General features: G+C 40.0%; 6 protein-coding genes. All 6 read right to left on the bottom strand.

What is annotated here, in order from left to right:
* Positions 1–954: type VI secretion system Vgr family protein (locus PSF11_RS18415; protein WP_272682856.1), on the bottom strand; the 954-nt coding region annotated here is incomplete at its 3' end.
* A 48-nt stretch (positions 955–1,002) separates the two neighbouring features.
* Entirely contained in the window at positions 1,003–2,739 is a 1,737-nt protein-coding gene (locus tag PSF11_RS18410; protein WP_072502612.1) for a type VI secretion system baseplate subunit TssF, read from the bottom strand.
* A 19-nt stretch (positions 2,740–2,758) separates the two neighbouring features.
* A complete protein-coding gene (locus PSF11_RS18405; protein WP_072502613.1) occupies positions 2,759–3,238 on the bottom strand; it encodes an Hcp family type VI secretion system effector in 480 nt (159 codons plus the stop codon).
* Positions 3,239–3,250: 12 nt separating this feature from the next.
* Positions 3,251–4,582: a VasL domain-containing protein gene (locus PSF11_RS18400; RefSeq protein ID WP_004926325.1), complete on the bottom strand. Its 1,332-nt coding sequence runs from the start codon at positions 4,580–4,582 to the stop codon at positions 3,251–3,253.
* Positions 4,583–4,622: 40 nt separating this feature from the next.
* Entirely contained in the window at positions 4,623–8,171 is a 3,549-nt protein-coding gene (gene tssM, locus PSF11_RS18395; RefSeq protein ID WP_072502614.1) for a type VI secretion system membrane subunit TssM, read from the bottom strand.
* Positions 8,168–9,631, bottom strand: coding sequence for a type VI secretion system protein TssA (gene tssA / locus PSF11_RS18390; RefSeq protein WP_004926321.1), 1,464 nt, complete (start codon positions 9,629–9,631; stop codon positions 8,168–8,170). The genes tssM and tssA overlap by 4 nt, the downstream gene beginning before the upstream one ends.
* Between the last annotated feature and the right edge of the window lie 3 nt (positions 9,632–9,634).

The raw sequence follows: 9,634 nt of genomic DNA, 5'->3' as shown, positions 1-9,634 counted from the left end.
AGCATCTTCTTGGAAGCGCCCATAACTTTCAAATACTTCGTGTTGTTGATGTACTTCACCCGTTACCTGATGGCTCAATGGGTAAGAAGGACGTAACTGATTGTAATCTTTATCAATACGAATATCACTACATAAGCGTTCAGCATAACGCCATGCGGTGACCGTGCTGTCGGTAATATCGGTTTCTGATTGGGGATTATAAGTTAAATGGATCCCCGCTTTCATACCCAAGTGGCGATCGCTATAGAATAATTGTGGGCCTTCCTCGAACCAGTAGTTAATCCCTTCTTCGGCAGCGAGGCGACACCAAAACTCATACAGGGTTTCACGTTTTTGCGTGATATAAGAGCGCTGCAAATGCTCTTCAGGGTGATAAAATAATTTATCGTGTTTAACATGGGATTCATTCAGCAAGGTTTCTAGTATGTTGGGGACGGTAGTGTCTTGGAAAATACGACTATCTTGCTTAAGCGTCATGATCCACATTTCAGGGCGGATGACAAACTGATACCACGTTTTCACGCCATCGGTATTGCCTTGCTCGGCGCTAGCTAAAATCCCTTGTACACAACGGGTAACAATACCTTCACGCATGATGGTGATGGAGGAAGCCATCCCCAATACATCTTGAAAATCAATCTCTGATTGTGAGCTGACGGCTTGAATGTTCAGCGTAAATAACTCGGATAACCCTTCGTGCAAATCAAATTGGGTGACCTGAAAGGTCTCTACAGGAAGATCACCAATTTGGCAGGTAAATACGAGTCCGGAATACAGCTTACGATTAGCAATTGCATCGTAAATATCTATTTTCTTAGATTGAGAGGGCTGAGATCCGCTGGCGTCAGAAGCCGATTTAAGGCGCTGTGGCTCTGGCCTGTTTAATAGAGATTGCCAATGTTGACCCGCTTTTTCAGCATCAGATACATTTTTTCTCGAGATATTTGAAGACATAGACTTAACCTTGCAAAATGGCGCACTCAATTGTTGCGCCATGGTTTTTTATAACAGTGATTTATATCCTTGTAATGGTGAGGGTGATAAATACCATGTCGGTAAATCAGCATCATTGAAATTCACTGACATTTCCAACAACATATTTTCAGATAAACAAAAAGGGAAAAAATGATATAGGTGAGTGACAAACATAAATGCCTCACCTTCATTTTCAAATTTTTGAATGTCTAATGTCACCACAAGGGATAAGCAGCGATATGGTTTTCCTTTTAAAATGTAATCATATAAATTCGTTTTAAGCGCAATACAACCTGATAATAACCGTTCAAGTTTGCGTGTAACTTGTCTATCGTTTTCACGATATAAAATATATTCCGTCAACATCTGCTTGATAGTATCAAGAGACATCAACATAAAAGCATTAGCACTATAGTGTGATAGTAATTGCCAATAATATTTATCATTCACAATCGGTGGATAACAGTTTGATAACTCGGTGATATTTGCTGTTTTTACTCCTTCTGGCACCTTCTCACTATGGCTGTTTAAGACCCCTATGCGGCTTTCTTGATATTGTTCAAAACTCACATAATTACATGAAAAACGTAAACTAGGAGGCACTACCATCGGTGTACCTTTATTATCATAAAAATTTAAATAATATAGTGTCCTTCCTCGAATATCGTTATCAATAGTGAGTGCATAAAACAACGCTTGTTGATATTGGGGCAGCAGACGTGATGCCGCAGTAAAATCCGTCATCGGATAAAAATCACAATATAAGCCACGAACCTTTTCGTGAGGCTCTAATGACAACTGAATATCTGATAAATGCGCCAAATAGTGATTATCAGGTATAGGTAATAAATACGACGATTGATTATATTTAAAATCTATTTTCAGTTCATTTTGCTTTTCTTTATCAATTGCAGGTACACAGTTTAAATAAAAACTCTCTTCACACTGTGCCTGAGTAATCGAAAGCTGCTTATTGAAATAGATATTGATCACAAACGTATCATCATCTTGCCAATTAAGCTGCTTAGTGATCAACGGTACATTAATATCGATAAAATGATGAACATGTGGTAAATAAAACCCTTCCAGTAGCTGTTGAGGGGCTGATAATTGATTATCTGTTTGCTGGAAAATTTGAAATTTTTTACCTATCTTCGGCTCAAAATAAAAATCAAGGCTGTTCCCACGATAGCTTTTTCCATCATGATTCAGCTCTATATAATCAAAATATTGGCTAAACCCGAGCATCAAAGTATCTGCAATAGCTTTTTGTTTACTCAAAAAGAGGTTTAGCGATGCTGTATCATATTCTTTTATTATGCCTCGGTATTTTACTCGTAATGAGATACAACTCCGATTAGGCTGATGAGTAATTTTTCGCTCAACAATAGAATAAGGTTGTAGGGTCACTCCATAACAAAGACTAAAACTGGCACCTTTAGGACCTAGAATCAAATTATTTTCTGAAAGATAATATGGATAATCAATGACCCCATCTTGGTCAACCTGAATAATTGTTGTTGAAGGTAGCCCCTTAATCGCTTGTGAGCCTAAACGTTGTAGTAAAGGTAAGGTAATTTCAGGAAAAGCGTCATCAATTTTTTCTTGTAGGCGTGCCGAAAGAAAAGCAAACCCTTCAAGTAAATAACCCGTATGAGGATCTTGTGGATCTAATACGTGAGCCAAATGCGGCTTCTCTCTCGCATAATCGTCAGCGAGTTTTTGTAAATATTGCTTTTCTTGTAGATACTTTATTTCACTCATCTTTTAGGCTCAACATCCATTAAATTGTATTTTCTTGCCAGCTACAGTAGCCTGAAGTCCCAGCCATAACATGCTGAAATATAATATCTTTATATTTCACAGTTAGTGTTTCCTCTGGTAATTGCTCATTATTATTCGATGAATGAGGATAGTCTGACTCTAAATTAATAATGGACGCTTCTCTCAGAGTAATGGTGTAATACTTTTCTTGAGAGCCTGTTTGTGAAGTCCGATAAAAATTAAATGTCATCTCAAGTGTTTCATTATTGGCAATTGCATTTGCCAACAGTGGAGATGATTTATCTAACAACTTAATTAATGTAACAGGTTGAAAATTAATATTTTGAGTACGACTAAAGCCATTTCCTAATCGTAGGACAAAAATTTCGTCTTCATGACCGTTTTGATACTTATTACCGATCGATTCTAAACTTCCACATCCTTGAGAAATTGCACCTTGTTTGCTGCCTTTTAATGTCAAATAGATCATATTCGCCATGATAATATCCTTTTAATATGAGTTTGGTTTTAAACCGCGTTCTTCTGCCTGTTTTTGCAAATCATAGTAACGTGCTAATAAGCCATTAATTTGTGAATCGATATTACTAATTAATGTTGGTGAGATAGGCTGGTCATTTTCAATTTGTAAAGAGAATTCACGTAGTCTTTCTTCAACAGGTGTACTCTTGTTATGCTGCTTTTGAATATCATAGATAGCAGTTTTCAAATAAGAGAGAGTAAAACTCCCGCGATTGCGCTCTTGCATCACAATTTTGTCTGATAGCTGCTGTAATAATGTCGCTGTTTCTGACCAACTATCGCTAATTGGCGCATTTTCTAACCGAGTTGTTATCAAGTTTTGCCAGTTACGGCTGACATAAGCTTGATCTGCATTGTTAGGCCACCGTTTTTTGGCTACATCCACTAATGAATCAGCGAGCTTTAAGGTAAAAATAGGTGACTGCTTCTCTAATAACCCTAAGTTATCCGCGTAGGTTGTAAGTTCAGGTTTATATAGCCATTGAGCCGCCGCGCCTTCAGGAACAGAAGCCATTGCAATAACTTCTTGCTGGGTCGAGTAATACAACGCATAGCCGATACCAGAAAAGATGACTGCGCTTGATAATACCCCTAAAAAAAACCCTTTTGTCGCACTCATTTTTTCCTGAGTAGGCATAGGTGAAGAAGGCCGTTTTTGAGCCGCTGTTTCAATCACGATTGATTGTGCTGGTGGCTCTTGCTCCGTTTTCGGCTGCTGGATATAAACTAAAGGCGGCAGCTTTACCGTTTGACCTTTATTTTGATTTAATGCATTTTCGCGCTGTTCGAGGTTTTTCGCTGAGTTTTGGAAAAACCACAAAAGGTTTTCTAATTTCGGTACTTTTGTCCACGTTGTTTGGGCAAGCTTATCGATAATGAGCTGTAGCGCACGCTCGGAACGATAGATTAACCGTAGATCACTGGTTTTAAAACTGATTTGCCGCAATGCTGAACCAGCACGGCTATTAAACCAATTCAAAATATCAGCACGATGATGGGGCTGTTCTGGCCACAAATGATCCCATTGTGTCACAACAACACTTGCTAATAGTTCACATCCCTCGGTAAAACCGTTTAAACCATGTAATTGTAAACGCGCGATGGTGTAATAAATTCCACTTTGTAAATCAATACCATGGGTTTTAAATAGCGTTAAACACAATGACTCAATTAAAGTCCAGCTCACTTCAGGGCGGGCTGGATGGTTAAGTTTATTGAACTCGGTTTTTAGCGCGATAAATTCTGGGGTCTCCAAGGGAGACCCTCCTACTTTAATCACCAAGTTTTCTGATTGCGTACTCATTTATTGTTCTATTCCCTCGTATTAATACTGAAAAATCATATTAATAAAGCGTTTCAGGTAAACGGAATCGGGTAAATAATCCTCCGAAGAACGGGTTGTTAGATTCATCAATTTGCACGCGATAAGTCATATCTCCGCCATCAATTGTGAAGCGAACTTCAAAAGAGTTTGGTTTCACATTCATTAACCTGCCGCTATCGATAAGGCGTAATTGCGCCCAAGGTCCGCTAAAGCTGAGCGAACGAGGGGATTTATCACCAGAAAGAGGCACTAATGTCAGCTTACTTTCAATGTTTGAACGCATTGAGTTTGGCCACACCATATGTACGGTGTTACTGCGCCCATGAGAGTAGTCAATAATCTGCCCATCAAGGTTCAAGATACTGCGACGTTTATTACCTGACAGTGACAACGGTTCTACCGCAAATTGTGTTTCAAGATTACCTTGAGCAGTAAAGAAGGTGTCTCGAATGCGGTTAGCAATCTCAATTTGCTCCAATACATCAGGGCGAATCAGCGATTGGCCTTCCATATTTTCAATCAAGTTATTTTCAACAAATAAACGTAGATTCTGTTGATAGAAACTATCGATGGTGCCATTTGGTTTGAAGAAACGTTCAAATTCGCTTAATGGCACATCTTGTTTAGATTTCGGATTAAATGGATAACGTCCAGCGATGTACGCGTTGTACTGTTTGACAACGTTTTCATTCCACTCGACTTCCATATAACGAATAGCTTCTTTTTGTACCACATTCCATGCTTGGTCCGAGAGGTCTCCTACCCAACGATTTAATGGTTCTGGTAATGTTTTCGCCATTTGTGATAGCTCAAAAATGACATCACGGTTATTATCATTCAAACGCATAGACACCGCTTTTAGTGCAGCTTTACCTGGTACTGGTGAGTTTTGAATACTTAATAAATAACGATGCAATTCATTTAGCTTCTGATTGAGATTTTGTAGGTTTTCACCATTGTTACTCACTAAAATCTCAGTTTCGGGTGAAAACTCTCTATCCAACCTGCTAAGCAACCTGTATTTCGGCTCTGCCATCAATTTTTGCTGCTCTTGTGAAGACAGCGAACTATCAATGGTAGGTAAAGAAGTGTTATCTCTCAGTACCTGTAATGCACGTCTTAACGGCTGCTCACCACTGATTATCTGTTCTAATGCATTGATTTCATCTTGAATTGTGTCAAATTCACGAATCTCTAAATTACTCATCGCCCCACGCCATTGCGCAGTATAGTCATTCAGATATTGTTCGCTAATTTGACGTTGGATCTCTTTACGGTCACTCTCGCTATACTGTGTATTGCTTGATAAATTTAGCACCCAAGCATCAAGTAATGTCAGATCGACCAATTCATCATTTTGCCTAATAAAGTAGTTAATCAGCCCAGAACGGGTGAGAAACTGAGGGATTTCGAGCTTATCTTCATCGTTCACAGTAAACACTGAGTTAAAACCAGGGCCTATTTGATGACGGAGGTTTAATGGTGATGACAGTGTTTGATTCGCTTTCAGCCTCAGTGTTTGATAAACACGTTGGTATAGCGACAGCGTGCTCAGCTCTTTTTGAGCGTCACTGATTGGTTTGGCAAATGGCCCAAAGACTTTATTGGCAATCGCTGAACCTTGATTACGCTCAGCTTTCCAGTCAGTGTGCTCTAACGCATAATGTAAATGGCCGCGAAGCTGAGCTTGGATATCTCGTTGCCCTGTAAATAGCTGGCTCCAGTAGTTTGCCATATAATCTTCAACCACCCCGTTATTACGCCCACTTTTATCTTCAAGCATGCGCATAACACGTAAGATTTCGAGCTTCTCTTCACTGCCTTTTTCAGCATTATCCAGCTCAATAAGTAACCCTGCCATAATGGCGGGTAAAAAGCGTTCCGTTAACAATTGCAAGTAGACATTTTCAACTTGTGGTCCAACTTTTTGCCCCTGATATAATCCCATTTCAGACAGAATGCCATTTTTATCACGATGGTTTCCGTAAGCTAATGTTGCTTCTCTAAGTGGGTTCAAAACAGGAAGTTGTTTGCTACCGTCAGTATCTTTAGTTGTCGTTGATTCAATCGCTTTAAATGCTTTAACTTCATTAAGCACATTCTCGCCCGCACGATAGTTTTTGTTGTAGTAATGGCTCCAGCCATTCCAAGCCAATATCAAACCAACAATGCTGACAGTTGAAGCAACTAAAAGTCTGGTACGATGTTTTTTCAGCCAATAATGGTTTTCCGCTGCTAAGTTTGGCTCGCTAAACAGCACATCACTGAATAAGTTGTGCGTAAAATAGGGATGTGTATCTGAAATAGGCCAAGTTGTTAGTGGTGCTGTTGGTAAATGGTATTGAACTGACGCCGTTTGGCTAAAGACGTCGTCAATCTGACCAACTTGAGTCGCAGAGGTGAGATAAACCCCTCTTAAACGGATATTTTTCTGTTCATTGTTAGCGACCAATGCAGAGATTAATTTTGCTACACTGCTTTGTAACCCTTCAATTTGGCGAACAAAACTAAATAAGTCGCTTCTTTGGCTTCCTTCTGAACGATTTAACATCATTTCAGGTAAAGCACTGTTCATTTGGCTAACCCATTGGCTCCAAAAGTGATTGAGCTGTTTTTCCCAATTAACATTTTCTTTTGAGCTAAAAGATACCCCTAATACCTGATTACGCTGTTGAGCATCAAGGGATTGGAACATCGCATCAAAACCACGTAACAAGTCCAGTTTAGTCAACACAATATAGAGTGGTAATTGACTATTGAATGTCATACGGACTTCTTCAATACGCATATGTAGGTCAGCAATGAGCTGGCTATTTTTTTCCTTCGAATTTGTCAGTAATGACAAAGTATCCACGGTTAAAACAATGCCATTCATTGGTTGTCTTGAACGGTTTTTGCTTAACCAGTGTAAAAGTTCATTCCATAAACGATGATATAGCTGGGGCTTATCCCCCTCACTCACTGGCTGGGTCAATAATTTCCCATCTGGCACAAAAAGGACGGCATTATCCGCGAGTAGACATTGAATATGCAGAGGGAGTTTCTGGTCACTAACAACATTTTCTGTTGGTGCAATATCTAAAGTATTAAGGCTATTTTTTAGTAATGTATGCTTACCACTCTCATCGGCCCCCAATACGAAATACCAAGGACGTAAATATACGGATTGAGTATGTCCGTTGAGGTGACGAACAAATTGCGATTTCCAATAATCGAGATAACGATTTTGAAACTCAATATCGTGACGAACAGGATCAACAACCGCTAATTCCACGTCTAATTTAAGGCTTTCAAGGCGTTTTACACGTTTCCATGTCGCGATCCCAATCCAACTCACAATGATGAGAAGAATAATAATCGTCGCTAACCAACGCGCGCTCAGCTCTTTAAGGGGATAACTGCCCTTGTAGTTAAAATCGGGTCCCCACCACCAAATCCAAATAATCAAAATCGCTGGGAGCAGTGCCAAACACAGCAGTAAGAATGATTTAATTTTGGGCTTATCGCCAAAAAACAGCTTCTTAAGAGAACCCGTTATTTTTGGTATGGATAGAAAAGATAATTTCATTGTTGTGAATTCCTATCAAAAGTCATTTCCTGCTTGTCTTGCACCTTCTGTGCTAAACGATTGAGCAAATCGGGTTCCCAGTCCGATAACGAGTAATGTAATGCTGCGGTATGCAGTTGCTGATACAGGTTCTCAGCCATATGCTGCATCCCCGCTTGTTCAAATAACTGGGCAGATAACAATTGGCTATAAAAACGAGCTCTCGGCTCGTTCGTAGAAGCGATAAAATTTTCGACCATTTTTAACGCTTCACTTAAGCCATGCTGTTCATAGCAATGTAAAATTTCTTGTTGTTCAGCTTGTAAACTGTGAGAACTCGTCGAGGCGTCGTGACTCGTTGATTTTTGAGAAGCTGAAAGCCAAGACTGAACCTCTTCAGGCAAGAAAGGTGTCATGTCAGAAAAACTCAGTTTGGCTAAATCAGGTAATCGGTTTAAAAACTGTTGCAACGCCTGAGCAATCGCAACACCCACCAGCGGATAGCCTAACTTTGTTGCAACTTGAGCAGCTAACATATGGCCTTCCAGCCAATAAGGCGATAACGTTAAGCTTTGTTCAATGTTATTCAACAACGCCATTGATGGTTGCGCCATTTGGTTTTTGTAATCAATCACTCGGTCAGGAGAAACAGGAGCTAATGGCGTTTTTCCATCATTATTTGCCATCGGTAACGCATGAATGGAGTGCCAAATAGCATAGCGCCGTAAGCAATAACCTACCGCATCCGAAGGCGTTTGCTCACATAACGCCTCAGCCACTTTAAGCAATGTCTGTTTCCACTGACGCTCATCCGTTTGGTTCACCTCAACTGTAGGTACTTTTGTTGCTGCCACCGGAGTCTGTGCTTGTTGAGTATTTTCTACTGTTCCCTTTTTATCTGTTGTTGGCTCTTCCGTTGCCACAACGATGACAGGTTCACTTTGTTCAATACGGCTGTAACCACGGCTTAATGTATCGACTTCAGCGGATAAATTTGGGCATTTTTCATGCCAAGATTTAGCCAAAAAGGCAAAGGAGCCGAGAATATTGTCGCGCAAGTTAATATCGGCTTGACGGCAAAAACTGTCTTGTACAGTTTCAAATCGTTTAAGGATTTGCCCTGCAAGCCGTTGTTTAAGCTTTATATTTTGCGGATAGCTATTTTCCCAATAATGACGAACAAACTCCGCCAATAATTCAGCGGCTAAAGCTAGCTCATCAGCCTCTCCTGCATGTTGTAAGGTACGCAATAAGTGCACTAATAAACGGAAGTCTTTCGTTTCATTAGCAAACAGTTGTAATGCCTTGCGCTGGATCTCCTCAATATTTAATTGAGCATGGCTAAGTGAGCCAAACTTAATCATTTCGCCGTCAATGTATTCCCAATCAGGGTTATCATCGGCAATCGGTGCTGCTTGCTGGCTTTCTTCAAGGGGAGCTAATAGCTGCTCTTTCCATTTTAATTGTGTATTAATCGTCATGAT

Source organism: Providencia sp. PROV119, from assembly GCF_028482435.1.
GTDB classification, from domain to species: Bacteria; Pseudomonadota; Gammaproteobacteria; order Enterobacterales; family Enterobacteriaceae; genus Providencia; species Providencia stuartii.
This window is presented reverse-complemented; position numbering and strand designations above follow the sequence as displayed.